Annotated in this window: 17 protein-coding genes, 2 tRNA genes, 3 rRNA genes and 1 riboswitch; of the genes, 9 read left to right on the top strand and 13 right to left on the bottom strand. The window is 62.6% G+C overall.

The window, feature by feature from the left end; genetic code table 11:
* The first annotated feature begins 43 nt into the window (after positions 1–43).
* On the top strand, positions 44–1,225 hold the full coding sequence (gene hmpA, locus OKW39_RS36885) for an NO-inducible flavohemoprotein (protein WP_429564869.1): 1,182 nt from the start codon (positions 44–46) through the stop codon (positions 1,223–1,225).
* A gap of 133 nt (positions 1,226–1,358) precedes the next feature.
* On the opposite strand, the gene OKW39_RS36880 is transcribed toward hmpA, so the two are convergent.
* From OKW39_RS36880 to OKW39_RS36845, 8 genes are all read right to left on the bottom strand, one after another.
* Positions 1,359–2,402, bottom strand: a complete 1,044-nt coding sequence (locus tag OKW39_RS36880; protein WP_429564868.1) for a transporter — start codon at positions 2,400–2,402, stop codon at positions 1,359–1,361.
* A gap of 201 nt (positions 2,403–2,603) precedes the next feature.
* Positions 2,604–2,717 (bottom strand): 5S ribosomal RNA (rrf, locus tag OKW39_RS36875).
* A gap of 227 nt (positions 2,718–2,944) precedes the next feature.
* Positions 2,945–5,826, bottom strand: a 23S ribosomal RNA gene (locus OKW39_RS36870).
* A 348-nt stretch (positions 5,827–6,174) separates the two neighbouring features.
* A tRNA-Ala gene (locus OKW39_RS36865) sits at positions 6,175–6,250 on the bottom strand.
* 53 nt (positions 6,251–6,303) lie between these two features.
* Positions 6,304–6,380 (bottom strand) — tRNA-Ile (locus OKW39_RS36860).
* A 75-nt stretch (positions 6,381–6,455) separates the two neighbouring features.
* A 16S ribosomal RNA gene (locus tag OKW39_RS36855) occupies positions 6,456–7,988 on the bottom strand.
* The 16S, 23S and 5S rRNA genes sit together here with 2 tRNA genes alongside, the layout of an rRNA operon.
* 600 nt (positions 7,989–8,588) lie before the next feature.
* Positions 8,589–9,329, bottom strand: a complete 741-nt coding sequence (locus tag OKW39_RS36850; protein ID WP_429564867.1) for a CbtA family protein — start codon at positions 9,327–9,329, stop codon at positions 8,589–8,591.
* Between the two features lie 11 nt (positions 9,330–9,340).
* A complete protein-coding gene (locus OKW39_RS36845) occupies positions 9,341–9,562 on the bottom strand; it encodes a CbtB domain-containing protein (protein WP_184011521.1) in 222 nt (73 codons plus the stop codon).
* A gap of 40 nt (positions 9,563–9,602) precedes the next feature.
* Positions 9,603–9,748: riboswitch (cobalamin riboswitch) on the bottom strand.
* An 87-nt stretch (positions 9,749–9,835) separates the two neighbouring features.
* Between OKW39_RS36845 and OKW39_RS36840 the strand changes: the two genes are divergently transcribed.
* The gene (locus OKW39_RS36840) at positions 9,836–10,456 is read left to right on the top strand and encodes a histidine phosphatase family protein (protein ID WP_429564866.1); all 621 of its coding nucleotides are present in this window, start codon (positions 9,836–9,838) and stop codon (positions 10,454–10,456) included.
* A 13-nt stretch (positions 10,457–10,469) separates the two neighbouring features.
* Here OKW39_RS36840 and OKW39_RS36835 read toward each other — a convergent pair whose 3' ends face one another.
* Positions 10,470–10,910: a hypothetical protein gene (locus OKW39_RS36835; protein WP_184072145.1), complete on the bottom strand. Its 441-nt coding sequence runs from the start codon at positions 10,908–10,910 to the stop codon at positions 10,470–10,472.
* Between the two features lie 197 nt (positions 10,911–11,107).
* Between OKW39_RS36835 and OKW39_RS36830 the strand changes: the two genes are divergently transcribed.
* The 7 genes from OKW39_RS36830 to OKW39_RS36800 all read left to right on the top strand — a co-directional run bounded on the left by OKW39_RS36830 (position 11,108) and on the right by OKW39_RS36800 (position 20,186).
* Entirely contained in the window at positions 11,108–12,625 is a 1,518-nt protein-coding gene (locus OKW39_RS36830; RefSeq protein WP_429564865.1) for an ATPase domain-containing protein, read from the top strand.
* 3 nt (positions 12,626–12,628) lie between these two features.
* Positions 12,629–14,287, top strand: a complete 1,659-nt coding sequence (locus OKW39_RS36825; protein WP_429564864.1) for an ATP-binding protein — start codon at positions 12,629–12,631, stop codon at positions 14,285–14,287.
* 206 nt (positions 14,288–14,493) lie between these two features.
* Positions 14,494–15,198, top strand: coding sequence for a MarR family winged helix-turn-helix transcriptional regulator (locus tag OKW39_RS36820; RefSeq protein WP_429564863.1), 705 nt, complete (start codon positions 14,494–14,496; stop codon positions 15,196–15,198).
* A 6-nt stretch (positions 15,199–15,204) separates the two neighbouring features.
* Positions 15,205–17,307, top strand: coding sequence for an FUSC family protein (locus OKW39_RS36815; protein WP_429333029.1), 2,103 nt, complete (start codon positions 15,205–15,207; stop codon positions 17,305–17,307).
* A gap of 82 nt (positions 17,308–17,389) precedes the next feature.
* Positions 17,390–17,599, top strand: a complete 210-nt coding sequence (locus OKW39_RS36810; protein ID WP_090808477.1) for a DUF1656 domain-containing protein — start codon at positions 17,390–17,392, stop codon at positions 17,597–17,599.
* Positions 17,596–18,603: an efflux RND transporter periplasmic adaptor subunit gene (locus OKW39_RS36805; protein WP_429564862.1), complete on the top strand. Its 1,008-nt coding sequence runs from the start codon at positions 17,596–17,598 to the stop codon at positions 18,601–18,603. The genes OKW39_RS36810 and OKW39_RS36805 overlap by 4 nt, the downstream gene beginning before the upstream one ends.
* Positions 18,600–20,186, top strand: a complete 1,587-nt coding sequence (locus OKW39_RS36800; RefSeq protein WP_429564861.1) for an efflux transporter outer membrane subunit — start codon at positions 18,600–18,602, stop codon at positions 20,184–20,186. The genes OKW39_RS36805 and OKW39_RS36800 overlap by 4 nt, the downstream gene beginning before the upstream one ends.
* 214 nt (positions 20,187–20,400) lie before the next feature.
* On the opposite strand, the gene OKW39_RS36795 is transcribed toward OKW39_RS36800, so the two are convergent.
* The 4 genes from OKW39_RS36795 to xylG form a co-directional block, all read right to left on the bottom strand.
* Positions 20,401–20,862, bottom strand: a complete 462-nt coding sequence (locus OKW39_RS36795) for a (2Fe-2S)-binding protein (RefSeq protein WP_429352620.1) — start codon at positions 20,860–20,862, stop codon at positions 20,401–20,403.
* A gap of 55 nt (positions 20,863–20,917) precedes the next feature.
* Positions 20,918–23,188 (bottom strand): molybdopterin cofactor-binding domain-containing protein, encoded by a 2,271-nt coding sequence (locus OKW39_RS36790; RefSeq protein ID WP_429564860.1) that lies wholly within the window; start codon positions 23,186–23,188, stop codon positions 20,918–20,920.
* A gap of 290 nt (positions 23,189–23,478) precedes the next feature.
* The gene (locus tag OKW39_RS36785; RefSeq protein ID WP_429364919.1) at positions 23,479–24,678 is read right to left on the bottom strand and encodes a sugar ABC transporter permease; all 1,200 of its coding nucleotides are present in this window, start codon (positions 24,676–24,678) and stop codon (positions 23,479–23,481) included.
* Positions 24,675–26,234, bottom strand: a complete 1,560-nt coding sequence (gene xylG / locus OKW39_RS36780; protein WP_429564859.1) for a D-xylose ABC transporter ATP-binding protein — start codon at positions 26,232–26,234, stop codon at positions 24,675–24,677. The genes OKW39_RS36785 and xylG overlap by 4 nt, the downstream gene beginning before the upstream one ends.
* Positions 26,235–26,314: the final 80 nt, after the last annotated feature.

The raw sequence follows: 26,314 nt of genomic DNA, 5'->3' as shown, positions 1-26,314 counted from the left end.
GATAGGCAGACGCTCACTCAGACTCTCACCAGGACTTAAAAACATGCTATCCGCCGAACACCGCGCCATCATCAAAGCAACCGTGCCGCTCCTGGAAAGCGGCGGCGAGGCGCTCACCACGCACTTCTACAATCTGATGCTCAGCGAGCATCCGGAAGTGCGCCCGATGTTCAATCAAGCCAATCAGGCAAGCGGCGCGCAACCGCGCGCGTTGGCCAACGGCGTGCTGATGTATGCGCGCTATATCGATCAGCTCGAGCAGTTGGGCGGGCTCGTCGCGCAGATCATCAACAAGCACGTGTCGCTGAACGTGCAGCCTGAGCACTATCCGATCGTCGGCAAGTGTCTGCTGCGCGCGATTCGCGAAGTACTCGGCGCGGACGTCGCAACCGACGCCGTGATCGAAGCGTGGGCCGCCGCGTATCAACAACTCGCCGATCTGCTGATCGGCCTCGAAGAAAAGATCTACGCCGAAAGCGCAGCAGCGCCCGGCGGCTGGCGCGGCACGCGGTTGTTCCGCGTCGCGCGCAAAATGCGTGAAAGCAACGAGATCACGTCGTTCTATCTGCGTCCCGATGACGGCGGCGAATTGCTCGCGTTTCAGCCGGGTCAGTACATTGGCGTGCGTCTGGTGATCGACGGCGAAGAAGTGCGTCGCAACTATTCGCTGTCCGCAATGAGCGATGGCCGCGAATATCGCATCAGCGTGAAGCGTGAACCGAATGGCACCGTGTCGAAGTATCTGCACGAGCAGATCAAGGAAAACGACTCGCTCGATCTGTTCGCGCCGTCCGGCGAATTTACGCTGCAACCTGGCGACAAGCCGTTGGTGCTGATCAGCGGCGGTGTTGGCATTACGCCGACGATGGCGATGCTGGAGGCCGCGCTGAAGACCAATCGTACGGTGCATTTCATTCACGCGGCCCGTCATGGTGGCGTGCATGCATTCCGCGGCGCAATCGATGCATTGGCCGCACGCCATCCGCAACTGAAGCGCTTCTATTGCTACGAGGAGCGCCGTGATGGCGATGCCGAAGCGCACGCGCTCGGTTACGTCGACGAAGCGAATCTGAAGAAGTGGTTGCCGGAAACGCGCGATGTCGAGGTGTATTTTCTCGGGCCCGTCGCGTTCATGAAGGCGATCAAGAAAGGCCTGAAGGCGATCGGCGTGCCGGAATCGCAGAGCCGTTATGAGTTCTTTGGGCCGGCTGCCGCGCTCGAATAACGCACTCGAGTAATCGACGGGTACTTGCCCACTTTGAACCGCTGCGAAGCGTATTCGAAGACGGGCATGTTCGGGCTTCGATCACGCCGGCGGGTTTGGCCTCGTAAAAAGCGGGCCAAATTTGCCGCGCCTTCTAGCGCTCCCTCCTGCGGCGAAACGCCCACCAGCCCGTCAGCCCGGTAAAGCCGGCGACCAGCACCACCATCAGCCAGAAGCCATGCTTGTTCTCGGCGAGCGGAATGCCACCGACGTTCATGCCGAAGAAACCGGCGACGATATTGATCGGCATCACCAGTACCGTGACTAGCGTCAGGGTAAATAGCGTCCGGTTGTTCTGCTCCTCGAGGCCCGAGGTGATTTCTTCCTGCAGCAATCTGACCCGCTCGATCAATCCCGCTACGTCCGAAAGCACGACCGAGAACTCCTCCGTCGATTCACGCAGATCTTGCACGTCTTCCGCATGAAGCCACCGAGGCGGCCTCGCCAGCAAGCGGAAAATCGCGCCCGGTTCGGGTGCCAGCATGCGTTGCAGGCGTGTCAGCGTGCGACGCATCGCGCCGAGGTCCAGGCGGTTTTGCGTCGGCCGTTGCGACAGAAAGCGATCCTCGATTCGATCGACGTCGGCACTGGTTCGGCGGACGATCTGCACGAGCAGGTCGGCCTGGTCGCGCATCAGATGAACTAGCAGTTCGGCAGGTGACCTGAATATTTCACCTTCGCGCACCGACGCGCGCAAACGGTCGACCGAGCGCAGCGGCTTCAGCCGCGCCGTCACGATGAGCCGCTTATGTGCGTAGATCCACAGCGTCGCGATTTCTGACGGGAGGAATTCGAGGTTGAACATGACGTCGTTGACGACCGCGCGCAGTGCGCCGTCCGCATGCTCGATCCGCGTCGAATGCGAGCCTTCGCGCAAGGCGTCGAAAAAGGTTTCGGGCAGATCGAGTTGCGTGCGCATCCAGCGCTCGCTCGCGCTATGCGCGAGATTGAAGTGAAGCCATAGAAACTCGCCAGCGTCCGTCGCGCTAGTGCCGGCATCGTCCTCGCGCTCGCGGTACCACTCGATGACTTCGTCCGCGTCGATCGGCCGCCCGGCGAGCGTCGGCGAAAACCGGAAACCGCAGACCATACCCGACGAATCCGCGCCGTAGGTTTGCATTGCCAGATCTGATTTCATAGGTCGTTCGATGCCAGCGCTTCCGAAAGGAATACGTGAGCATAGCGCGAACAATTGAAAGAGAGTTGACGCGCGCACTTTCCGGCGTCGTATTGTCGAATTGTGGCGGCTGGATTGTCTCCGAAACGTCATCTCTGCCGATGACGGCCGCGTAAACGCAAAAACCCCACCGCGGCGGGTGGGGTTTCTGACTGGAGGGGAGCCTGACGATTACCTACTTTCACACGGGCAATCCGCACTATCATCGGCGTGGAGTCGTTTCACGGTCCTGTTCGGGATGGGAAGGGGTGGGACCGACTCGCTATGGTCATCAGGCATGACGGGTTGCTGCGTCGCAGGGCTGGAGTCAACCGGTTGCGCCACAGCCAATCGGGAAGAAGCGTAAAGGATTCGAGTGTGGGGGGTTGTGTTGTTTCTGGCACAACACTGAATCCCAACCGTGCGTTTCTGTGAGCTCCCGCGGGAGGTCACACAAATCCCCTTCGGGGATCGGACCCGCGTAAGTGCTGAAGCACTCACGCGGGTCGAGACACACCTGTTATAGGATCAAGCCTTACGGGCAATTAGTATCAGTTAGCTCAGTACATTACTGTACGTGCACACCTGACCTATCAACGTCCTGGTCTTGAACGACCCTTCAAGGGGCTCGAAGCCCCGGGGATATCTCATCTTAAGGCGAGTTTCCCGCTTAGATGCTTTCAGCGGTTATCTCTTCCGAACATAGCTACCCGGCGATGCCACTGGCGTGACAACCGGTACACCAGAGGTTCGTCCACTCCGGTCCTCTCGTACTAGGAGCAGCCCCCTTCAAATATCCAGCGCCCACGGCAGATAGGGACCAAACTGTCTCACGACGTTTTAAACCCAGCTCACGTACCTCTTTAAATGGCGAACAGCCATACCCTTGGGACCGGCTACAGCCCCAGGATGAGATGAGCCGACATCGAGGTGCCAAACACCGCCGTCGATATGAACTCTTGGGCGGTATCAGCCTGTTATCCCCAGAGTACCTTTTATCCGTTGAGCGATGGCCCTTCCATACAGAACCACCGGATCACTATGACCTGCTTTCGCACCTGTTCGACTTGTCAGTCTCACAGTCAAGCACGCTTATGCCATTGCACTATCAGCACGATTTCCGACCGTACCTAGCGTACCTTCGTACTCCTCCGTTACACTTTGGGAGGAGACCGCCCCAGTCAAACTGCCTACCATGCACTGTCCCCGACCCGGATCACGGGCCAAGGTTAGAACCTCAAACAGATCAGGGTGGTATTTCAAGGACGGCTCCATTGAGACTGGCGTCCCAACTTCATAGCCTCCCACCTATCCTACACAGACCGGTTCAAAGTCCAATGCAAAGCTACAGTAAAGGTTCATGGGGTCTTTCCGTCTAGCCGCGGGGAGATTGCATCATCACAAACACTTCAACTTCGCTGAGTCTCGGGAGGAGACAGTGTGGCCATCGTTACGCCATTCGTGCAGGTCGGAACTTACCCGACAAGGAATTTCGCTACCTTAGGACCGTTATAGTTACGGCCGCCGTTTACCGGGACTTCAATCAGGAGCTTGCACCCCATCATTTAATCTTCCGGCACCGGGCAGGCGTCACACCCTATACGTCCACTTTCGTGTTTGCAGAGTGCTGTGTTTTTATTAAACAGTCGCAGCCACCAGTTTATTGCAACCCTTTCACCCTTCTGGCGCAGGCCAGTCAGGCTATGAGGGCGTACCTTATCCCGAAGTTACGGTACCAATTTGCCGAGTTCCTTCTCCCGAGTTCTCTCAAGCGCCTTAGAATACTCATCTCGCCCACCTGTGTCGGTTTGCGGTACGGTCACTGTGAAACTGAAGCTTAGAGGCTTTTCCTGGAACCCCTTCCAGTTGCTTCGCCACCGAAGTGGCTCGCCTCGCACCCTTGAATTCTGCGCCCGGATTTGCCAAAGCGCCTTCTCCAATGCAAGGACCGGGACTTCCAACACCCGGACAACCTTCCGCGATCCGTCCCCCCATCGCATTTCACAATGGTGCAGAAATATTAATCTGCTTCCCATCAGCTACGCATTTCTGCCTCGCCTTAGGGGCCGACTCACCCTACGCCGATGAACGTTGCGTAGGAAACCTTGGGCTTACGGCGAGGGGGCCTTTCACCCCCTTTATCGCTACTCATGTCAGCATTCGCACTTCCGATACCTCCAGCACACTTTCCAGTGCACCTTCGCAGGCTTACGGAACGCTCTCCTACCATGCACATTACTGTGCATCCGCAGCTTCGGTATATGGCTTAGCCCCGTTACATCTTCCGCGCAGGACGACTCGATCAGTGAGCTATTACGCTTTCTTTAAAGGGTGGCTGCTTCTAAGCCAACCTCCTGACTGTTTTAGCCTTCCCACTTCGTTTCCCACTTAGCCATATTTGGGGACCTTAGCTGGCGGTCTGGGTTGTTTCCCTCTTGACACCGGACGTTAGCACCCGATGTCTGTCTCCCGTGATTGCACTCTTCGGTATTCGGAGTTTGCTATGGCGTAGTAATCCGCAATGGACCCCACAACCATGACAGTGCTCTACCCCCGAAGGTGATACACGAGGCACTACCTAAATAGTTTTCGGAGAGAACCAGCTATTTCCAGGTTTGTTTAGCCTTTCACCCCTATCCACAGCTCATCCCCTAACTTTTCAACGTTAGTGGGTTCGGTCCTCCAGCACGTGTTACCGTGCCTTCAACCTGGCCATGGATAGATCACCTGGTTTCGGGTCTACACCCAGCGACTGGACGCCCTGTTCGGACTCGCTTTCGCTACGCCTGCCCTAATCGGTTAAGCTCGCCACTGAATGTAAGTCGCTGACCCATTATACAAAAGGTACGCCGTCACCCCTTCGCAGAGGCTCCGACTGTTTGTATGCATGCGGTTTCAGGATCTGTTTCACTCCCCTCCCGGGGTTCTTTTCGCCTTTCCCTCACGGTACTGGTTCACTATCGGTCGATCACGAGTATTTAGCCTTGGAGGATGGTCCCCCCATCTTCAGACAGGATTTCACGTGTCCCGCCCTACTTCTCGTACACCCAGTTCTTCCATGCTGTTTTCGTCTACAGGGCTATCACCTGCTATGGCCGCACTTTCCAGAGCGTTCGACTAACAATACAGATAACGTGTACCGGCTGATCCCATTTCGCTCGCCACTACTCTGGGAATCTCGGTTGATTTCTTTTCCTGCGGTTACTTAGATGTTTCAGTTCACCGCGTTCGCCTCACGTAGCCTATGGATTCAGCTACGGATACTCCATTAGGAGTGGGTTTCCCCATTCGGACATCTCCGGATCAATGCTCGTTTGCCAGCTCCCCGGAGCTTTTCGCAGGCTACCGCGTCCTTCATCGCCTGTGATCGCCAAGGCATCCACCACATGCACTTGTTCGCTTGACCCTATAACGGGTGTGTCTCTGTGTCGACCCACGCTAGCGCTTTAGCGCTTACGTGGGTCCCATCCCCGCAGGGGATAGACGCACTCGCTACAGGTTGAGTATTCGTGTTGCGCCGTATTCCAAAGCAATCTTTCGATCACCTTTAAAATACATCGATACAATCACAACCCTGATTCACCTACTCCGCACCCATCTCCAGGTGCCTTTCGTGAATCTCTTTACTACTTCTTCCTGATTGTTAAAGAACGGCAGCCGGTATGAAGCCTGTGCCTCATACCGCTCTGACTGGCTCAATCGCCAATGCAAAGTACTCAGCATCACTTCGTGCTGAACCCTTGGCATTGAGGATTGGTGGAGGATGACGGGATCGAACCGACGACCCCCTGCTTGCAAAGCAGGTGCTCTCCCAGCTGAGCTAATCCCCCAGTCTCACAGATACTCCAGCGGCCCCAGCCCTTCAGCTCACCAGACAAGACACTGGTGGGTCTGGATGGATTCGAACCATCGACCCCCGCCTTATCAAGACGGTGCTCTAACCGGCTGAGCTACAGACCCCTGAGCCTGCCTGCGTTTCTTCTAACCACAGCCGATAAGCGTGAGCACTTGAGTGCAATGAATGCACAGCTCTGGAAAGGAGGTGATCCAGCCGCACCTTCCGATACGGCTACCTTGTTACGACTTCACCCCAGTCATGAATCCTACCGTGGTGACCGTCCTCCTTGCGGTTAGACTAGCCACTTCTGGTAAAACCCACTCCCATGGTGTGACGGGCGGTGTGTACAAGACCCGGGAACGTATTCACCGCGGCATGCTGATCCGCGATTACTAGCGATTCCAGCTTCACGCACCCGAGTTGCAGAGTGCGATCCGGACTACGATCGGTTTTCTGGGATTGGCTCCACCTCGCGGCTTGGCAACCCTCTGTTCCGACCATTGTATGACGTGTGAAGCCCTACCCATAAGGGCCATGAGGACTTGACGTCATCCCCACCTTCCTCCGGTTTGTCACCGGCAGTCTCCCTGGAGTGCTCTTGCGTAGCAACTAGGGACAAGGGTTGCGCTCGTTGCGGGACTTAACCCAACATCTCACGACACGAGCTGACGACAGCCATGCAGCACCTGTGTTATGGCTCCCTTTCGGGCACTCCCGCCTCTCGGCAGGATTCCATACATGTCAAGGGTAGGTAAGGTTTTTCGCGTTGCATCGAATTAATCCACATCATCCACCGCTTGTGCGGGTCCCCGTCAATTCCTTTGAGTTTTAATCTTGCGACCGTACTCCCCAGGCGGTCAACTTCACGCGTTAGCTACGTTACCAAGCCAATGAAGGCCCGACAACCAGTTGACATCGTTTAGGGCGTGGACTACCAGGGTATCTAATCCTGTTTGCTCCCCACGCTTTCGTGCATGAGCGTCAGTATTGGCCCAGGGGGCTGCCTTCGCCATCGGTGTTCCTCCACATCTCTACGCATTTCACTGCTACACGTGGAATTCCACCCCCCTCTGCCATACTCCAGCGCTGCAGTCACCAATGCAGTTCCCAGGTTAAGCCCGGGGATTTCACATCGGTCTTACAGCACCGCCTGCGCACGCTTTACGCCCAGTAATTCCGATTAACGCTCGCACCCTACGTATTACCGCGGCTGCTGGCACGTAGTTAGCCGGTGCTTATTCTTCCGGTACCGTCATCCCTCTCGGATATTAGCCACGAGGTTTTCTTTCCGGACAAAAGTGCTTTACAACCCGAAGGCCTTCTTCACACACGCGGCATTGCTGGATCAGGCTTGCGCCCATTGTCCAAAATTCCCCACTGCTGCCTCCCGTAGGAGTCTGGGCCGTGTCTCAGTCCCAGTGTGGCTGGTCGTCCTCTCAGACCAGCTACAGATCGTCGGCTTGGTAGGCCTTTACCCCACCAACTACCTAATCTGCCATCGGCCGCCCCTTGAGCGCGAGGTCCCGAAAGATCCCCCGCTTTCCTCTCCCGAGCGTATGCGGTATTAATCCGGCTTTCGCCGGGCTATCCCCCACTCCAGGACACGTTCCGATGTATTACTCACCCGTTCGCCACTCGCCACCAGACCGAAGTCCGTGCTGCCGTTCGACTTGCATGTGTAAGGCATGCCGCCAGCGTTCAATCTGAGCCAGGATCAAACTCTTCAGTTCAAACCTGTTACTGTGTTCGGGCTCTCTCGAACCCGGTCGCTCACTCAACGTACTGACGATGATTGATCCGTCTTTCGACAGACAAACCTTCCTCTAATACTGTGTGAGGCTTCTGATACTTCTGCCTGACAGCAGACTCCGGAGAATCCGCCGCCGCATTCCGCATCAAGCGCCCACACTTATCGACTGTTAGTTTTTAAAGATCGGTCCGCCAAACCCGCCGCGCCTGAACCACCACTACCCGGCACCGCTTCGTTTGCGTCGCTGCGTCTGCAGCAGAGAAACGAGATTATGGAGAGCGGTCGACAACACGTCAATACCCTTCTCACAATTTATTTTAAAAAGTTGAAGAGCTTAAAAATTGAGCAGTGCCGCGTGCAACCTGAATTAGTTAGGCTTCCAATTGAATTCTCCGGAGCGCCGCGGCGAAAGGGAGAGATGAGTGGAGTTGCGAAAAGCCGTTAAGCAGCTTTTCCACAGAAAATGTTCGCAAGGCTGTGGATAACCACTCCACAACTGCGCCAAGTACTTGATGCAAAACCATTCTCGCGCGTTGCGCGCGAGAATGGCCGCTTGCGCGGCCGCGTGTCACCGTCACCATCAGGCGGACTTCATCGTCACCCGCGCATTCGTACGCATAAAAGCGCTGCGCTCGACCATCGCGCCAAACAGCAGCCCGATCGTCGTCCACATGACCACCTGCATGCTGATCGCCGCGACGCGGAACTTCCACAGCAGCACAGCCGGGAACGCGGCCGGCACTTCATTGATGACCGGCATCGACAGTTGCACGGCCGCGATGACCACGACGAACACGAGCCCCGCGACGATCGAACCGTTCCACGCACCCAGCTTCGCCGCCGCGCGACGCCGCACCTTCAGCGAAAACACCATCGTCGCGAGCGAAATCGCGATCATCAGAAAGAACAGGCCCGTGCGCGTGCCGATCGTCTCCGGATCACCGACCGACGGCGGATTGGCCGGATACTTGATATTCGGCACGATCACGAGCGTGATGAACGCGCCAAGCGCGAGCCACGCGGACAGCGCGCGCACGCTCAACGTCCCCGCGCGTCCATACGCATACGCAAACACCAGCGAGAACAGGCCGCCAAATGCCGCGCCATACGTGACCACGCCAGTCAGCAGGCCGAGGCCAGCCTGCGTCTGACGGCTCACGATTTCGGGCTCGGGCGCCTCGCCGCGCGCGGCGGCCGCTTTTTCTTCGAATGAAATGGCCTGATCGACCTGTGGTTCGCCGACGATTCGCGCGAACGCGAACGTGAGCAAGCCCGCGACGATGCCCGCGAGCATCCCGCGCACCAACAATTTACCTACCATGTCGAACTCCGTTAGTGGCAGGGAAAGCCGAGCAGATGGCGGCCGTCGTGCACGAACTCATGCACGTACATGCCGGGCACGAGCGACGTCGCGCCCTGTTCCGCACCAACGAAGTAAAGCGCGAGCAACAGCAGCAAGCCGCCGAACACGACCCACGGCAGCAGTTCGCGCAAAGGAATGGGAGTGGGCTGGGCCGCCGGTTGCGCGGCGCGATCAAGAACAGCTTCGGTCATGATGGACATCTCCTGGGGTGACGCGCCCCGAAAGTCGATTGCAGAGGAATGGTGCGAAGCTCGGGTCTGGCTTTCGGCTCTTGTGGATTGCAATGCCGATTACAGTGGCGCGACCGCGCCGGGCTCTCACCGGCTTCCGTGCTTCGCAGTGTCGGTATTCTACGCGCTAAACTGCGGCTTCCGTGACGGCGAGGGCTACCTCGCAACGCGCGCCGCGAGCCGCGAGGCGATGAAACCACGCAGGCAAGTACGAATGAGGCGCCAACGCAAAGAATGGATACGCGACTATTACTGGTGAGCCACGCGGCAACGGCCGCGCAGCGCGCGGGCCGCTTCCCTGACGACGATCCGCTCGACGCGCGCGGTCGCGCCGAAGTCGAAGCGGCGCGACCGCGTCTCGCGCTTCCCGCCCACGGCGCGGTGTTCACCAGCCCCGCCGCCAGCGCGCGCGAAACGGCCGCCGCGCTCGGTCTGAGCGCCACGCCTGCCGACGCATTGGTGGATATCGACTATGGCAAATGGCGCGGCCAGCGCCTCGCGGCCATTGCCGACGCAACGCCCCGCGAACTCGCCGCCTGGACACGCGAGCCCGACACCGCGCCGCCCGGCGGCGAATCGTTCGGTCAACTCGTGCAGCGGGTTGGAGAGTGGCTCGACGCGCAGCAGGCAGACGTGCGTTCATGCAATGCCGTCAACGAAGCAAGCTTCGCGGCCTCTGCGCAAGGTCGAACCATCGTCGCCATCACCCACGCGACTCTACTGCGAGCGGCAATCGTGCACGCCCTCGGCGCATCGCCAACCGTGTTCTGTCGCATCGAGATCGCGCCGCTGTCGGTCGTCGAATTACGCCACTCGCGACGCGGCTGGTCGTGGCGCCCGGCCGCCACCGCCTGAACGGCACCGCCGCTTACCTGCCCGACACCACAAGCCGCAACCGGTTGGACCCCTCGGGCGTCAGCGTGATTTCGGTGCGTCGATCCTTCGCGCCGAGATAAAAGTGCTGACGTCCCGGCGAATTCTGATCGTGCGTTGCATCGGGCAGGCACGACGCGACGTCTGCCGCGACGGCTTCCAATGCATCCGCGTTCGAGCCCGCCGCCTGATGCGGCGTCCACGTGCACTGGAAACTTCGATGCGCGGCCGAACATTGCGCGTCATCGCCATAAGGTTGCGCTACGCCTTTGCCGTCGTCGGGTGTCAGCGAGGCAAAGCCGTCCGGCGCCGCGGCCACGATCCGTTTGAGCGCACCGCAAGGTCTGGGGCTATCGTCGGCGGATGCACTGACCGGCAGCAGCGCAACGAGCGATGCCGCGGTAAGCGCGATAGCCGAAAGTCGACAGGTTTTCATGGTGTGCGTGAAGCTTCCAAAGTGCTGCTGAAGAAAAACTCGCAGCGAGCCACCTTTAATAGCACGCTTCATGCCCATGCGCGCGAGGCCCGAGCACGCGGGCAATGCACGACGGCACACAAATTGCGTAGCGCCATACCGGCCGCGACATCGCGCCCGTTTCGATCAAAGCCACTGCCGACGTCAATTCAACCATCATGTCGACCACTACCGCCGCCCCTACCCCCGCCCGCATATCGTCGGGCATCGAAGGCATCGACGACATTCTCGGCGGTGGTCTTACGCCGAACCGCATGTACCTCGTGGAGGGTGTGCCAGGCACGGGTAAGACCACCCTCGCGTTGCAATTCTTACTCAAGGGCCTGCACGAAGGGCAGACCGGCCTTTATATCGCGCTGTCCGAAACCCGTGCTGAACTGCTCGCGATCGGCGCGAGCCATGGCTGGGATCTGAGCCGTTTCACGATACTGGAGCAACTGCCCGAAGAAGGGCTCGAACCGCAATACGAACAGACCGTGCTGCACCCGGCCGAAGTCGAACTCGGCGAAAGCGTGCGCAACGTAATCGAGCACGTCGACGAACTGAAGCCGGCGCGCGTCGTCCTGGACAGCCTGTCCGAACTGCGTCTGCTGGCGGAGAACCCATTGCGCTACCGTCGGCAGATTCTCGCGCTCAAGCACCATTTCTCGACGCGCGAATGCACGGTGCTGCTGCTCGACGACACGTCGGCCAGCACCTCCGGCATTCAGCTTCACAGCATCGTGCACGGCGTGATCAGCCTCGAAAACGTCGCTCATGATTACGGCGGCAATCGCCGCCGTCTGCGCATCGCGAAGATGCGCGGCATCAAGTTCCGCGAGGGCTATCACGACTTCACGCTCAACACCGGCGGTCTGCGCGTCTATCCGCGTCTGGTCGCCGCCGAGCATCGCAGCGAATTCGGCACGAGCCCGATGAGCACCGGCACGCCCGGCCTCGACGCGCTGCTCGGCGGTGGCCTCGTCCCCGGCACCAATTCGCTGATCATCGGCCCGTCGGGGGTCGGCAAAACCACCACCGTCGTGTCGTGCCTGCTTGCCGCACTCGAACGCGGCGAGCGTTGCGCGTACTACGTATTCGACGAAACGCTCAGCACGCTGGTCACACGCTGCGCGACGCTCGGCATGGATCTCGCGCCGCACGTCGAAAGCGGTCTGCTGATGCTGCGCCAGATCGATCCCGCGGAAATCTCGCCGGGCGAGCTGTCGAGCGACGTGCGCAACGCGGTCGAAAACGAGCACGTGCGCTATGTCGCGGTCGACAGCCTGAACGCCTATCTGCAGGCGATGCCCGGCGAGCGCTACCTGCTGCTGCACATGCACGAATTGCTCGGCTATCTGAATCAGCAGGGCGTGGTCACGATGCTCGTGCTCGGGCAGCACGGCATCATCGGCGAAGTGCAGACCGAGGTCGACGTCAGTTATCTGAGCGACGTGGTCGTGCTGTTCCGCTATTTCGAGCACCACGGCGAAGTGCTGACGGCAATTACCGCCGTCAAGAGCCGCGCGAACGATCATGAGCGCACGATCCGCCAGTTCCGCCTCGGCACCGAAGGCGTCGAGGTCGGCGAAGCGCTGCGCGACTTCGAGGGCGTGCTGTCGGGCCTGCCCTCGTATCGCGGCAGCACCACGATGCTCGGCGCGACGAACCATCTGATCGATATGTCAGGACAGTGAGCGATGGAGCAGCGTGTCCTCATCCTCGCACCGTTCGGCCGCGACGCCGAAGTGATCACCGCCGTTCTGCACAATGAGGCACGCGCCTGCGTGACCTGCGACGACGCCGACGCGCTCACCACCGAGCTCGACGTCGGCGCGGGCACCGCGCTGCTCACCGAGGAAGCGCTCGCGAACGGCCACGGCTCGAGCCTGTATGCGTGGCTCGAACGGCAGCCCGCATGGTCCGACTTCCCGTTCATCCTGCTCGCCGCCCGCAGCATCGGCCATCGATCCGCGCGCGGGCTCGAAGTGCTCGAACGGCTCGGCAACGTAGTGGTGCTCGAACGTCCGCTCAATTCGGAAACGTTGCGGCGCGCGGTCGTGTCGTCGTTGCGGGCCCGCGGACGGCAATATGAATCGCGAAGGCTGCTTGCCGAGCGCATCGAGGCACAGGACGCGCTGGAGCAGCTGAACGATTCGCTGGAAAGCCGCATCGCCGCGCGCACGCACGAACTTGCGTCAGCCAACGACCGGCTGATGGCCGAGATCCACGAACGCGCGAAGGTTCAGGCCGTGCTCGTGCAATCGCAGAAGATGGAGGCGCTCGGTCAGCTGACCGGCGGCATCGCGCACGACTTCAACAATCTGCTGAACGTGATCATGGTCAACGCGGAACTGATCGCGCGCGTGAGCGGCGACGAACGCCTGCGCGGCATGGCGGCCACCGTCAAGCGCGCGACCGAGCGCGGCGCGAAACTGACCGGCCAGTTGCTGACTTTCTCGCGCAACAGCAACCCGAATCTGAAAGCGATCGACGTGGTCGCGCTGCTGCAGGGCATGCGCGACATCATCGCTGTGTCGCTCGGCTCGAGCATCCGCTATGACAACGACTTCGAGCGCACCGAAATGTGGACCCAGGCCGACGCAAATCAGCTCGAGCTCGCGGTGCTCAATCTCGCGATCAACGCGCGCGACGCGATGCCGGCCGGCGGGCGCCTCGACATCCACGTGACCCTGCGCGACGCGCCCGACCAGACGCTGAAGCATGGCCGCTACGTCGTGATCGAAGTCGCCGACACGGGTGAGGGCATTCCGCCAGACGTCGTGTCGCGCGTGTTCGATCCGTTCTTCACGACCAAGCCGATCGGCAAGGGCACGGGGCTAGGCCTGAGCCAGGTGTATGGCATCGCGAGGCAGGCGGGCGGCGCCGCGCGCATCTTCAGCGAAGAAGGTACCGGCACCACGGTGCAGATCTGGCTGCCGATGCGCGAGCGAGTGGCCGCGCACAGCGAAGCGGAGTCCGATGCGGAAGCGAACGCGGTCGGCGACAAGCGCGTGCTCGTGGTCGAGGACGACAGCGAAGTGCGCGCGATGCTCGTTGAATCGTTGCGCATGCTCGGCTACACGGTGACCGAGGCCGCCGACGGCCAGGCCGGCCTTGACCGCCTCGTCGACGATCATCCCGATCTGCTGATGGTCGACTTCGCGATGCCGGGCATGAACGGCATCGACGTGATCGCCGCGGCGCGCAAGCTTCGTGCCGATCTACCGGTGGTCCTGGCGACCGGTTATGCGGACGTCGACATTGCCGATCTCGCAGTCAAGCATTGCACGATCCTGCGCAAGCCGTTTCAGCTCGACGAGCTGGCGCGCACGGTGCGGATCGGGCTGCTCGCGTGAATCAAGCTCGAGTGAATCAAGTAGACCACTTGCATCAAAATGCCCATTGAATCGCGGCGCACCGCACACCCAACGATTCTGTAAGCCCACCTCCTGGCCACCGATTTAATGCCGCTGTCGCATTCGCGCCGCACGCTCCTCCGGTTCGGTCACGATTTCCAATTCAATAGTTTGCTAACGAATATTTTGGAAATACAATACCGGCCATGTCGAATCTCGATGCCCTGCGCCGCACCGTCAGCAGCACGCTGGTCGTCGCCGCCAGAAAGTGGCGGCGCACGAGTCACGGTGTGCTCGCGGCCTTCAACGTATCCGAAGCGTGCGCGACGCCGCTTCTGACCGCGAGCCGGCTCGGCTCGGCGGTGCGTCAGGTCACGCTCGCCGATCACATCGGCATCGAGGGGCCGTCCCTCGTGCGGCTGCTCGACCAGTTGTGCGCGGCCGGCCTGATGCGCCGCGACGAAGATCCCGAAGACCGCCGCGCGAAGACCGTCGTACTGACCGACGAAGGCCGCGCCATCACCGCGAAGATGGAAGAGGAGCTGGTCACGTTGCGCGCGCAGGCGCTCAAAGGCGTATCGCGCGACGATCTCGAAGCCGCCCTGCGCGTGCTCGGCGCATTCACGGCCGATGCCGCCGGACGCGCCGAACCGGGAAGCGTCGAGCGCGACACGCGTCACGAACGCGCGCAGCCGGTGCGCCCGGAATCGGTCAGGCACGAGGCGACGAAGCGCACCTCGTCGGCGAAGCGCGAGCCCGCCAAAGGCGAGGCGCTTGCCAGCAAGGTCAAACGGACGAGCGGCAAAAGCGCTGCCAAAACGGCCGGCAAATCACGCGGCACCGCCAAGGCGCGCAAGTCCACCAAGAGCGGCGCGCGAGCCACCGCGCCGCACAACGCCGATTCCGCGTAACGGTTCATGGTCTATCCCACTCTCCGCGACTGGCTGTTTTCCGTCAAAACGTTCGCCGCGGCCATGCTCGCGCTTTACATCGGCCTCGCGTTCGAACTGCCGCGGCCGTACTGGGCGATGGCGACCGTCTACATCGTGTCGAACCCGTTCGTCGGCGCGACCCGCTCGAAAGCGATCTATCGTGCGCTGGGCACTGCGCTCGGCGCGTCGGGCGCGGTGCTGCTGGTGCCGCCGTTCGTCGAATCGCCGTACCTGTTCAGCGTGGTCGTCGCGGCGTGGATCGGCACGATGCTCTACCTCGCGGTGTCCGACCGCACCGCGCGCAGCTACGTGTTCATGCTGGCGGCCTATACGATGCCGATCATCGCGCTGCCGTCGGTGACGAATCCGACCGGCGTCTTCGATCTCGCCGTGAGCCGGACCGAGGAGATCATTCTCGGCATCGTGTGCGCGAGTATCGTCGGCAGCGCGGTGTTTCCGAGCCGGCTCGCGCCGACGATCATCGAGCGCACCGACGCATGGTTTCGCGACGCCGCGTTCTACGCGACCGAAACGCTGTCGGGCCGTATCGCAAGCTCGGCGATTTCCGGTGCCCGGCAACGACTCGCGAGCACGATCAACGGTCTCGAACTGCTGCTGAGCCAGCTCGCCTACGATCACACGCGGCCCGACGTCCTCGCGCGCGCGCATGAACTACGTGGCCGCATGCAACTGCTGCTGCCGATCATGTCGTCGCTCGCCGATCCGCTGCTCGCGCTCTACAACAACGGCCCGCAACACTGGCCCGAAGGACTTCAGACGCTGATCGACGACGTCATCAAGTGGTTCAACCAACCGCTGCCCGCGCCGAGCGAGGGTTATCACGCGGACGAGACCGCCAACGCGCTGCGCGCGCGCATCGCCGCGATGCACCCGCCCGCCGCCGCGCTCACGCATTGGGACGGCGCGCTGCTGTCGAATGCACTATGGCGCCTCGCGCAAGTGATCGACGTGTGGCAAGACTGCCGCTCGCTGCGCATCATCATCACGCGCGAGGAAGGTTCGTGGCGGCCGCATTTCCGTCACTGGCGACTCGGCGGCACCGAGCGCTTCTACGATCGCGGCATGATGCTGTTCGCGACCGTGTCGGCGGCCGCGGCTGTGGTGCTCGCGTGCGCGCTGTGGATCGGCTCGGGCTGGAACGACGGCGCGAGCGCGGTCACGCTCGCGGCGGTCGCCTGCTGCTTCTTCGCCGCGCTCGACGAACCCGCGCCGTTCGTGTTCCGCTTCTTCCTCGCGACTGGCGTCGCCGTGGTGGCCGCGGGCCTCTATCTGTTCGTCGTGCTGCCGCAGGTGCACGACTTCCCGATGCTGGTGATCCTGTTCGCCGCGCCGTTCATTCTGGTCGGCACGCTGATTCCGCGCCCGCAGTTCAACATGGTGACGGTGCTGGTCGCGGTGAACACGGCCACCTTCATCAGCATTCAGGACGCGTACGACGCGAACTTCCTGACGTTCCTGAACGCCAACCTCGCGGGCCTCTCCGGCCTGCTCTATGCATACTTGTGGACCCGTGCAACGCGCCCATTCGGCGCCGAGCTGGCCGCGGCGCGCCTGTTGCGCTCGAGCTGGGCCGACGTCGCGCTGAGCGCGTCGACGCGGCCGATCGAAGACCCGCGCAATCTCGCCGCGCGCATGCTCGACCGGCTGATGCAATTGATCCCGCGCCTCGCTGCAACCGACGACTACCGCCATCCGTCGATCGAGAGCTTCCGCGATCTGCGCATCGGCTTCAATGCGCTGGACCTGCGCCGCCTCACACGCAAGCTCGGCGGCGAAGCGGCCGGCGCGATCGACCATGTTCTCGATGGAGTGCGTACATACTACGAGAGCTGCATCGATCGACGCCACCGCGAGCCGGTGCCGGACAGCCTGATGTCGTTGATCGACGTGGCCGTCGCGCGCGTCACCGCGCAGGGGCTCGCCAATGCCGCGGCGCCGACCGAGACCTCGCGGACCTCGGCGCGTCAGTTGCGCGATGCGCTGCACGCGCTGGTCGGCTTGCGTCTTTCGCTGTTTCCGGCGACCCTCACGAAACCAACGCCGACCGAACCGGAGGCCGCCGCGTGATGCACCCATTCTTGCGCCCCTGCTTGCGCCCCTGCTTGCGCCCGCCTTCGCACCCCGCCTCCCCCTTTTCCCAGTTCCCGCGATGATCGGTGAAATCGATATCTTCGGCGTGTTCGTACCGTCCGTGCTGGTGCTGATGTTGATCGCGTATCTGATCAACCTCGGCATTCGCACCGCGCTCGATTACACCGGCTTTTACCGCTTCGTCTGGCATCGCTCCATCTTCGATCTCGGCGTCTATGTGCTGGTGCTGGGCCTTGTCGTCGTCGTTTCGCACAGACTAATAACGTGAAAAAAACCTGGTTCTCCGTCGGTCAGATCCTGCTGACCCTGATCGTCGTAGTGGTCGCAGCATTGGTGCTGTGGAAACTCGTCAACTACTACATGTTCGCGCCGTGGACCCGCGACGGGCGCGTACGCGCCGACGTGATCCAGGTCGCGCCCGACGTGTCGGGACTGATTTCGTCGGTCGAGGTCATGGACAACCAGCAAGTCAAGCAGGGCCAGGTGCTGTTCAGGATCGATCAGGCGCGCTACACGCTCGCATTGCGTCAGGCCGAGGCAACGGCGCAGCAGCGCCGCGCGACGCTCGATCAGGCCCGCCGCGAATACGCGCGCAATCGTCAGCTCGGCAATCTCGTCGCCGCCGAAGTACTCGAAGAAAGCCGCTCGCGCGTCGAGGCGGGCGAAGCCGCGCTTGCCGACGCGAACGTCGCGATCGACACCGCGAAGCTGAACCTCGAGCGCTCGACGATCAAAAGCCCGGTAGACGGCTATCTGAACGACCGCGCGCCGCGCGCCGGCGAATTCGTCGCGGCCGGCCGCGCGGTGGTCGCGGTGGTCGACATGCATTCGTTCCGCGTCGACGGCTACTTCGAGGAAACCAAGCTGCGCGGCATCGACATCGGCCAGCCGGTCGACATCATCGTAATGGGCGAGCCGAAGCCGCTGCGCGGGCACGTGCAAAGCATCGTCGCCGGTATCGAAGACCGCGACCGCACGCAAAGCGCCAATCTGCTGCCGAACGTGAACCCGGCGTTCAGCTGGGTGCGGCTCGCGCAGCGCATTCCGGTGCGGGTCGCGCTCGATGAAGTGCCCGCTGATTTCCGCCTGATCGCGGGGCGTACCGCGACGGTGTCGGTGCGTGACCTGTCGCCGCTCAGGAGACGAGCCGTGTCGGGCACGGGTGGCGCATCTGGCACGGTCGCCGCTTCGGTTGCGCCGGTGGCGCCGGGTTCGTCGGTGGCGTCCGGGTCCGCTGGGTCGGGCACCGCACCGTCGGGCGCGTCGCAATGAAGTTCGTGCGTACCTTGTCCGCGCTGGCGCCGCGCTTGCCGCTGCTGCCGCTGCTGCCGCTGCTGCCGCTGCTGCCGTTATTGCCGCTCACCGTCGCGCTGAACGGCTGCATCAACGTCGGGCCGAACTACACGCTGCCGAAACAGGCGCTCGTCAATGCCCCGCTCGCGAACGGAGCGCTCGAGGGCGCCGATCCCATGCTGACGTCAACCCTCAATCTGCCGACCGTCTGGTGGAAGCTGTACGACGATCCGGTGCTGAACGGTCTGGTCGACCAGGCGTTGAAATCGAATACCGACCTGCGCGTCGCGACCGCGAATCTCGCGCGCTCGCGCGAGGCGCTGGGCATAGCGCAAGCGCAGGGCGGTTTTTCGGGCAACGCGTCGGTGGCGATCCAGCGCGCGCAGGAATCGGCCGAGCAATACCTGCTCTTCGAGAAACTGCCGGTCGCCAACCTGGGTGACATGGGCATCAACGTCTCGTACGAAATCGACCTGTTCGGCAAGCTGCGCCGCGGCGTCGAAGCGGCGGCGGCGGACACCGAGGCCGTGGAAGCCGCAGGCGACCTCGCGCGCATCACTGTCGTCGCGGACGTGGTGCGCTCGTACGTCGAACAATGCTCGGCGGCCGAGGAGCTGCGCATCGCGCAGCAATCGCTCGCGCTACAGAAGGAGCGCGTGGACGTGTCGCGCCGTCTGCGCGACGCGGGACGCGGAAACCAGACCGCGGTCACGAGCGGCCAGACTCAGGTCGAGACTCTGACGGCAGACATTCCGCGCTACACCGCGCGCCGCAAGATCGCACAATACCGGCTCGCGATGCTGCTCGCCCAGGCGCCATCGCAATTGCCGCCGGCCGTGCTCGCCTGCGACCGGCTGCCGCAAATCCACCAGCCGATTCCGATCGGCGACGGCGCCGGGCTGCTGCGGCGACGCCCGGACGTGCACGAAGCCGAGCGTCAGCTTGCGGCGTCGACGGCGCGCATCGGCGTCGCGACCGGGGCGCTTTATCCGAGCATCAGCATTGGCGCGTCGGCGGGCTTCACCGGCATTCTGGAAGACATTCCCACCTCGCCGACGGCGCGTTGGGCCTTCGGTCCGCTGATCAGCTGGACCTTCCCGACCAACGGCGCGCGCCAACGGGTGCACGAAGCCGAAGCGTCGAGCCAGGTCGCGCTCGCGAAGTTCGACGGCGTGGTGCTGACCGCGCTGCGCGAAACCGAGACCAACCTCGCGACCTACGCGTCCGATTACGCGCGCGCCGAATCGCTGCGCGCGGCGCTGAAGTCGGCGACGCAATCGGCGGATGAAACGCATCGGCTGTATCGCGCCGGGCGCGAGTCGTTCATCTCCGATCTCGACGCGACGCGCACGCTGACGGCCGCGAAATCGCAGCTCGCGGCGGCGGAGGGCCAGGTGGCGATCGATCAGGTCAATCTGTTCCTGTCGCTGGGCGGCGGGTGGGAAGTTGGCGGGCAAAGCACGCCGGGTGAAACGCGGCCGCAGCTGAAGGCAACACCTGTCGCGGCCAAGCCGTCCGCGAAGTCGGGAGCGTCGGCGGCCGCAACTGCGAAAGCGCCTTGATCGGCCGTCTTACGATTTATTTTTGACAATCTTTCTTTTTGCTTTCACTTTCGGTTAAATACGTGACACCACTTCACGCTACGAGGTCTCGTATGTCGCCATTCATGCAGGGTGTAGTCACGTTGGGCGGATGCATCGGTATCTTCACCGCGGTGGTTGCGGTGGTCGAAATGTTGGCGAATTGAGTTGGGCGGGCGGTGGACCGAAAGAGTGGCTAGCTGTTCCGCACTTTCGCCGCCGCCTGATGTATCGCCGCCCGCACCCGCGGGTACGTGCCGCAACGGCACACCACCGGCGTCATCGCCTCGTCGATGTCGGCATCGGTCGGATCGGACTTGTGCTTCAGCAACGCGCAAGCCGCCATCAATTGCGCGCTCTGACAATAACCGCACTGCACCACGTCGAGTTCGATCCACGCGGCCTTCAGCGCCTGCGCCTCGCGTCCCTGCAAACCCTCGATCGTCGTGATCTTCTGCGTATGCAGGCTCGACATCAACGTCTGGCACGCGAAGCACGCGGCATCGTCGAGATTGATCGTGCATGCGCCGCAGATGCCCACGCCGCAGCCGAACTTGGTGCCGGTCATGCCGAGATCGCAGCGCAGCACCCATAGCAGCGGCATGTCCGGATCGGCATCGACCTTCACCTTGCGTCCGTTGATATTCAGTACCGCCATGCTTGCCTCCTGAGTCGCCGCGCTACACCGCAAGCTTTTGCTCATCCACCGTCCGTCATGCAAGCCGCAACGGCAGCGTCCGCAAACGCTGCCCCGTCAGTGCGAACACCGCATTGCCCACCGCCGGCGCGATCGGCGGCACGCCCGGCTCGCCGACACCTTGCGGGTGCAGCTGGCTCGGCATGATGTCGACTTCGATCGCAGGGCACCCGTTCATCCGCACGACCGGAAAGTCCACGAAGTTCTTCTGCTGCACCTGGCCGTTGACGATCGTGATCTCGTTCTGCAACGCGCTCGACAACCCGAACACGATGCCGCCTTCCATCTGCTGACGGATCAGGTTCGGATTCACCGGCAAGCCGCAATCGATCACGCACACCACCCGATGCACGCGAATCTGCCGGTTCGCGCCGATCGACACCTCCGCGACCTGCGCGACCACGCTGCCGAACGCCTCGTGCAACGCGACGCCATGAGCGCAACGCGCGCCATCGGCGGCGGGTTTTAGCGGACGCCCCCAGTCGGACAACTTCTCGACACGCTTCAGGACCGCCAGATGACGCGGATGCTGCACGAGCAGCATCGCGCGAAACGCGATCGGGTCCTGGCCGGCCGCGGCGGCGGCTTCGTCGGTGAAGCTCTCGGTGAAGAAGGCCTGATGCGAGTGGCCGACCGAGCGCCAGAAGCCGATCGGCACCGGCAATTCGACTATCTTGTGCGACACGCGCGCGGCCGGCCACTCGTAGGGCTGATCGAACGCGCCTTCGCAGGTGGTCTTGTCGATCGGGATGTGCGGCACGCCGTAGTAACGCGCGAGCGCATCCGGCACGATCGCCTGACCCGCCGACTTCGCGTGCCAGGCGACCAGCGTGCCGTGCTCGTCGAAGCCGGCCTGAAGCCATGCCGCGCATGCGGGCCGGTAGAAGTCGTGCGTGAAGTCCTGCGCGCGCGACCAGATGGTTTGCACCGGACGGCCATCGGCCTCGCGCGCGATCGCCGCGGCCTGCGCGACGAAATCGAGTTCGAGGCGCCGGCCGAACGCGCCGCCCAACAACTGCGTCTGTACATCGACGAGATCGACGTCGAGGCCGAGCACTTTCGCCGCATGATGCCGCGCGAGCCGCGGCATCTGCGTCGACACCCAGACGGTCGCCGCGCCGTCCGCGACCTGCACCGTGCAGTTCAGCGGCTCGACCGCGCCATGCGCGAGATACGGTGCGTGATAGACCGCTTCGATCGTGCGCGCCGCGCGACTCATCGCGTTGTCGACGTTGCCGACGTGGTAATACACGTGACCGTCCGTATGGTCGAGCGCCTCGACGAGGCGGCAGTCCACCGCCGCGCTCGACACCTTCGCGGCCGCGCCGTCATGCCAGGTCACGTTGATCGCCTCGACCGCGCTCATCGCGCGAAACGCGTTGTCCGCGATCACTGCCACGCCGCCGGTGCCGCCCGCGTACGGCGGCACGGCGAACGCCTTGATGAAGCCCCGTATCTTTTGCGCGGGCGTCGCGTCGAAATGCGCGACCGTGCCGCCGAGCGTCGGACACATCACGACGCTTGCATAGACCAAACCGTCGGGCAACACGTCGATGCCGAAGCGCGCCGCACCGTCGATTTTCGACGCGGCTTCGATGCGCCGCACGGGCTGGCCGATCAGCCTGAAGTCGGCCGGCTGCTTCAGGACGACGCTGCGCGGCAGCGGCTGGCGCGCGGCCATCGACGACAACTCGCCGAACGTCGCCTTGTGCCCCCACGGGTGCAGCACGCAGCCCTTTTCCGCGCGGCATTCGCGGACCGGCACGTCCCAGCGCTCGGCCGCCGCCGCGATCAGCATCACACGCGCCGACGCGCCGGCTTCGCGCATCGGCGTCCAGAGATCGTTCATGCTCGAGGAGCCGCCCGTCATCATCGTGCCGATCTCACGCACTGCCTTGCTCGTGATCCACACGGTGCCGCGCCGGATGTAGCTGTCGTCGTCGGGGCGAAACGGCAGATCGTCGACGATGCTCTGCACCGCGTTGTAGATCCGGTCGATCGGCGCCTCTTCGACTTTCACCTGCGGCCAGTCGGCGTCGAGCTCCTCGGCGAGCAGCATCGCAAGCCCCGTATGGATGCCCTGCCCCATTTCGGCCTTCGGCACCATGATCGTCACGCGGTTGTCGGCGTCGATCTTGACCCAGCCGTTCAGCCCAACCTCAGTGCCTTGCGTCGGCAGCGGCGTCGACGTCATCAGGCGCTGGCGCGGCGGCACTACGGCCCAGCCGACCAGCAGCCCGCCCAACGCACTGGCGCCGCCAAGCAGAAAGGTTCTGCGCGTCAACATGGCATGGCTCGCCCGGCTGGCTCGATGGTAGGAAAGCGGCGACAGCGCCGATGCACCCGTCTTTGTCTGCGAATAGTAATAAGACGAATCGGCGAGCGTGAGACTTAAATGCGCGCGTGAGCCTCGAGCGGCCGCGCGGCGTGGGAAGGCGGGGACTGAAAGCGGCGGGGGAAAGTCGTGGGGTGTTTCATTAACTGCGACCGCGCAGAGGCGGCGGTGTGCCGGCGTAAGTCACCGCCGGCACACCGCGAACCTTGCGCTTGATTCAATCAGGCGATCATGCGACCGGATCAACGGCGGTTCGAACCCGACACCACGTCGATCCACACGGCCAGCACGAGGATGCCGCCCTTCACGATCATCTGCCAGTACGCGTCGACGTCGAGCATGGACATGCCGTTGTCGAGGCTCGCCATGACGAGCGCGCCGATCAGCGCGCCATACACGGTGCCGGAGCCGCCGCGCATCGAGGTGCCGCCGATAAAGCACGCGGCGATCGCGTCGAGTTCGCCCATCGAGCCCGCCGACGGCGAACCGGCCGCGAGCCGCGCCGTGTTGACGATGCCGGCAAACGCGCACATCAGCCCCATCAGCGCGAAGATCGCGAGCTTCACGCGGTCGGTGTTGACACCCGACAGCCGCGTCGCTTCGAGGTTCGAGCCGACCGCGTAGATGCGGCGTCCGAACACGGTCTGCGTCGCGATCCATGTGAAGACGCCGAGCAGCGCGAGCAGCAGCAACACCGGCACCGGAATGCCGCCGTAACTGTCGAGCATCGCGATGAAGCCGGCGAGAATCGCGCCTGCGCCGATCACCTTCGCGACGTCCTGCCAGAACGGCACGACGCGCAACTGATAACGCTGCCGATTCGCGCGCTGGCGGATCGTCAGGAATGCCAGCAGCAGGAACAGCACGACGGCGAGCGTGTCGCCGGCGAGCCGCGGCAGGTAGCCCTGGCCGACGAACACGAAGCTGTCCGACACCGGCGCGATCGTCGACCCTCCGGTAATGCCGAGCAGAATGCCGCGATACGCGAGCATGCCGCCGAGCCCGACGATAAACGACGGCACGCGCCGATATGTCGACCACCAGCCGTTGAACACGCCGACCGCGATGCCGAGCAGCAACACGACCGGAAGCGTCACGCCGATCGGCCAGTGCCGGTTCACGTCGAGAATCGCCGCAACGCCGCCGAGCAAACCAAGCAGCGAACCGACCGACAGATCGATTTCACCGGCGATGATCACGAACACCATGCCGCACGCGAGCATGCCGGTAATCGACATCTGCCGCAGCAGATTCGACAGATTGCGCGGCGTGACGAACGCGCCGTGCGTGAGCGCCGAAAAGAAAATCCAGATCACGGCGACGGCGATCAGCAGCGCGAGAATCTTGTAGCGCGCGAACAGTTGCTGGATCCGTTGCGTGCCGCCGAATGCGCCTCGCGGCACAGCGTTGTCGGTGCGTTGGGAAGTTACTTCGGGAGTCATGCGGCACTCGCTGCGGTTGGGTTCGAAGATAGATGCACGGGGCGGATCGCGGCGCCGAGAATGTCTTCCTGCGTGAGACCGTCGTTGATGAAATCGCCTCGCAACTCGCCTTCGCCGATCACGAGCACTCGGTCGCTGATGCCGAGCACTTCCGGCAATTCGGACGACACCATCACGATCGACATGCCGCGCTGCGCCAGCTGGAAGATCAGCTTGTAGATCTCGTATTTGGCGCCGACGTCGACGCCGCGTGTCGGTTCGTCGAGAATCAGCACGGTCGGGTTGGTCAGCAGCATGCGCGTGAGCACGGCCTTCTGCTGATTGCCGCCCGACAGACTTGCAATCGATAACATCGGATTGGCGGCGCGCACGGAAAGCCGCTTCATTTCCGTCTGAATCGTGTCGAGTTCGGCCGCGGAATCGATACGTCCGCCCGTCGCGAAACGCTGCAACACCGCAAGCGTGATGTTATGACCGACGCTCATGCCCGGCACGATGCCGTGGCGTTTGCGATCCTCGGGCACCATCGCGATGCCGGCGCGAATCGCGTCGATGGGCGCGCGAATTTTCAGCGGCTTGCCGTCGAGCACGACGTGCGCCTCGCTGATGCCTGCATACGCGCCGAAAACCGCCTGCATCAGTTCGGTGCGGCCCGCGCCGACGAGCCCGGCGACACCGAGAATTTCGCCGCGCCGCAACGAGAACGACACGTCGTCCACGCGCTTGCGGCGCGGATTCGTCACGTCGAAACAGGTCACGTTGCGCGCTTCGAAGATCACGTCGCCGATCGGATGCGGCTCGCGCGGAAACAGGTTCTTGATCTCTCGGCCGACCATCAGCGAGATGATCCGCTCGGTCGTCAGGGCGTGCATCGGCTCGGTCGCGACATGGCGGCCGTCGCGAATCACGCTGATCGTGTCGCAGACGGCCGCGACTTCGTCGAGCTTGTGCGAGATGTACACGCAGGCAATGCCGCGCCGCTTCAGATCGCGCACGATATCGAGCAGAATCGCGATTTCGGAGGCGGTCAGCGACGACGACGGTTCGTCGAGGATCAGCAGCTTTGCGCGCTTGTTCAGCGCCTTTGCGATTTCGATCAGCTGCTGATGGCCGCCCCCGTAGTTCATCACGGGCTGCGCGGCGTTGATGCCGCTGATGCCGAGGTCGCGCAACAGTTCGTCGGCGCGCTGATACATCGCCGCGTAGTTCATGCGGCCGCCGGGCAGCGTGATTTCGTTGCCGAGAAAGATATTTTCCGCGACCGACAACTCCGGCACGAGCATCAGTTCCTGATGGATGATGATGATGCCCGCGCGTTCGGTGTCGCGTACGCTCGCGGCCTTTAGCGTCTCGCCTTCCCAGGTTATTTCGCCATCCCACGTACCGTGCGGATACACGCCGGACAGCACCTTCATCAGCGTCGATTTGCCCGCGCCGTTTTCGCCGCACAGGCCCACGCATTCGCCCGGCGATACGGTCAGATCAATGCCGTCGAGCGCCTTCACGCCGGAAAAAGCTTTGACGATGCCGCGCATCGTCAGAACAGGTTGGGTCATTCGCTATGCCTCGCTGCAAGTTGGGCCAATGTTCGATCACGCTCCCGGGCGCGATGACCCGGGAGCGTGGCGTTCACATA

This window comes from Paraburkholderia sp. MM6662-R1, from assembly GCF_050436245.1.
GTDB lineage: Bacteria > Pseudomonadota > Gammaproteobacteria > Burkholderiales > Burkholderiaceae > Paraburkholderia > Paraburkholderia tuberum.
This window is presented reverse-complemented; position numbering and strand designations above follow the sequence as displayed.

Coding starts and splice junctions, on each gene's coding strand:
- hmpA (WP_429564869.1), top strand. CDS start 44: ATGCTATCCGCCGAACACCGCGCCATCATCAAAGCAACCGTGCCGCTC.
- OKW39_RS36880 (WP_429564868.1), bottom strand. CDS start 2,402: ATGAAATCAGATCTGGCAATGCAAACCTACGGCGCGGATTCGTCGGGT.
- OKW39_RS36850 (WP_429564867.1), bottom strand. CDS start 9,329: ATGGTAGGTAAATTGTTGGTGCGCGGGATGCTCGCGGGCATCGTCGCG.
- OKW39_RS36845 (WP_184011521.1), bottom strand. CDS start 9,562: ATGACCGAAGCTGTTCTTGATCGCGCCGCGCAACCGGCGGCCCAGCCC.
- OKW39_RS36840 (WP_429564866.1), top strand. CDS start 9,836: ATGGATACGCGACTATTACTGGTGAGCCACGCGGCAACGGCCGCGCAG.
- OKW39_RS36835 (WP_184072145.1), bottom strand. CDS start 10,910: ATGAAAACCTGTCGACTTTCGGCTATCGCGCTTACCGCGGCATCGCTC.
- OKW39_RS36830 (WP_429564865.1), top strand. CDS start 11,108: ATGTCGACCACTACCGCCGCCCCTACCCCCGCCCGCATATCGTCGGGC.
- OKW39_RS36825 (WP_429564864.1), top strand. CDS start 12,629: ATGGAGCAGCGTGTCCTCATCCTCGCACCGTTCGGCCGCGACGCCGAA.
- OKW39_RS36820 (WP_429564863.1), top strand. CDS start 14,494: ATGTCGAATCTCGATGCCCTGCGCCGCACCGTCAGCAGCACGCTGGTC.
- OKW39_RS36815 (WP_429333029.1), top strand. CDS start 15,205: ATGGTCTATCCCACTCTCCGCGACTGGCTGTTTTCCGTCAAAACGTTC.
- OKW39_RS36810 (WP_090808477.1), top strand. CDS start 17,390: ATGATCGGTGAAATCGATATCTTCGGCGTGTTCGTACCGTCCGTGCTG.
- OKW39_RS36800 (WP_429564861.1), top strand. CDS start 18,600: ATGAAGTTCGTGCGTACCTTGTCCGCGCTGGCGCCGCGCTTGCCGCTG.
- OKW39_RS36795 (WP_429352620.1), bottom strand. CDS start 20,862: ATGGCGGTACTGAATATCAACGGACGCAAGGTGAAGGTCGATGCCGAT.
- OKW39_RS36790 (WP_429564860.1), bottom strand. CDS start 23,188: ATGTTGACGCGCAGAACCTTTCTGCTTGGCGGCGCCAGTGCGTTGGGC.
- OKW39_RS36785 (WP_429364919.1), bottom strand. CDS start 24,678: ATGACTCCCGAAGTAACTTCCCAACGCACCGACAACGCTGTGCCGCGA.
- xylG (WP_429564859.1), bottom strand. CDS start 26,234: ATGACCCAACCTGTTCTGACGATGCGCGGCATCGTCAAAGCTTTTTCC.